A 1,088-nucleotide genomic window follows, 5' to 3' on the forward strand; every position below is an offset into this window, starting at 1 on the left:
CCGGCGACCGGGCATGTGGCCAATCGGATTGAAAGAGATTTTAGCGGCTTCGAAACATTTAAAAAGCAATTTACCGCGTCCGCGGCGGCGGTGGAAGGTTCCGGTTGGGCGCTGCTCTGCCTGCTTCCCGGCTTCAACAAACTGGAGATACTTACGGCCGAGAAACATCAGAATTTGACCCAGTGGGGGGCGGTGCCGCTTCTGGTCCTCGATCTCTGGGAGCATGCTTACTACCTGCAGTACCAGAACAGGCGGGCGGACTTTATCGAAGCCTGGTGGAACCTGGTGAACTGGGAAGATGTAAACCGGCGTCTTTCATGCTGTAAGGGAGATGGCGATCATAGCTCCTGCTGTAGCTGTTAGTTAACCGGTAAATTAAAAGAGTTATTCTTGATGGAGCCGGTTGTTTTGCAGGAGGGCATCTACTGGGTTGGGGCTCTAGACTTAGGATATGCAATATTTCCGCGGACCGGTTTACAGTACTTACCGTGGTACAACCTATAACAGTTACCTGATTGTTGATGAGAAGATCACCCTAGTAGATACGGTCTACGCGACCTTTGCCGGGGAAATGCTGGAGCGAATCATGAAAGTCATCGACCCGGCACAGATTGGGAGTGGCTCCCCAAACCAATCGTGGTTTACGATAGCATGTGGGGGAGCACTGCTACGATGGCCCATTCGATTGTCGAGGGAGATAGCGCAGGGGGGATAGAACCGGGAACCCCTTTTGAAGAGCTTCCCGATGACTGGGCCTGTCCAGATTGCGGCGTCGGCAAAGAAGAATTCACCAGGTTGGAATAGTTGCGTGCGGCAAAGGAGTAGCGTAACTTTGAAACTGGGAGGCCGATGGGGGTATCCTGCAGGGTATCCCCTTAGATTAGGGGAAAACGGCGGCTAAGCCTGCTCTCGTAGCAGGTGGGCTACGCCGACCACCATCTTCAGCTCAAGGACAAAAGCAATTCCCGTCGCCGGCCGCTCCAGCTTGCCGGCCTTGATAATTGCGGCCAGTACTTTTTCGGATATTTCTGCTGGGACCACGGTAAAGATAATCTCTTTCTCCGGCTCTATGGGGATGCCCAGCAATT

The 1,088-nt window shown here is 53.3% G+C and carries 3 protein-coding genes and 1 pseudogene; 3 read left to right on the forward strand and 1 reads right to left on the reverse strand.

Annotated features, from left to right (window positions below; all coding sequences use genetic code 11):
- From ACE4YL_RS14710 to ACE4YL_RS14720, 3 genes and pseudogenes are all read left to right on the forward strand, one after another.
- A partial coding sequence (locus ACE4YL_RS14710; RefSeq protein ID WP_461369767.1) for a Fe-Mn family superoxide dismutase occupies positions 1-363 on the forward strand: 363 nt, incomplete at its 5' end.
- A gap of 30 nt (positions 364-393) precedes the next feature.
- Positions 394-613 (forward strand): annotated as a pseudogene (locus ACE4YL_RS14715) (FprA family A-type flavoprotein); the annotation flags it as partial.
- Positions 614-672: 59 nt separating this feature from the next.
- Positions 673-804, forward strand: coding sequence for a rubredoxin (locus ACE4YL_RS14720; protein ID WP_461369768.1), 132 nt, complete (start codon positions 673-675; stop codon positions 802-804).
- A 93-nt stretch (positions 805-897) separates the two neighbouring features.
- Here the strand turns inward: ACE4YL_RS14720 and ACE4YL_RS14725 are convergent.
- The coding region (locus ACE4YL_RS14725; RefSeq protein WP_461369769.1) for a P-II family nitrogen regulator at positions 898-1,088 on the reverse strand (191 nt) is incomplete at its 5' end.

The sequence above is a fragment of the Candidatus Darwinibacter acetoxidans genome (assembly GCF_041936445.1).
Lineage (GTDB): Bacteria > Bacillota > Limnochordia > Darwinibacteriales > Darwinibacteriaceae > DTU010.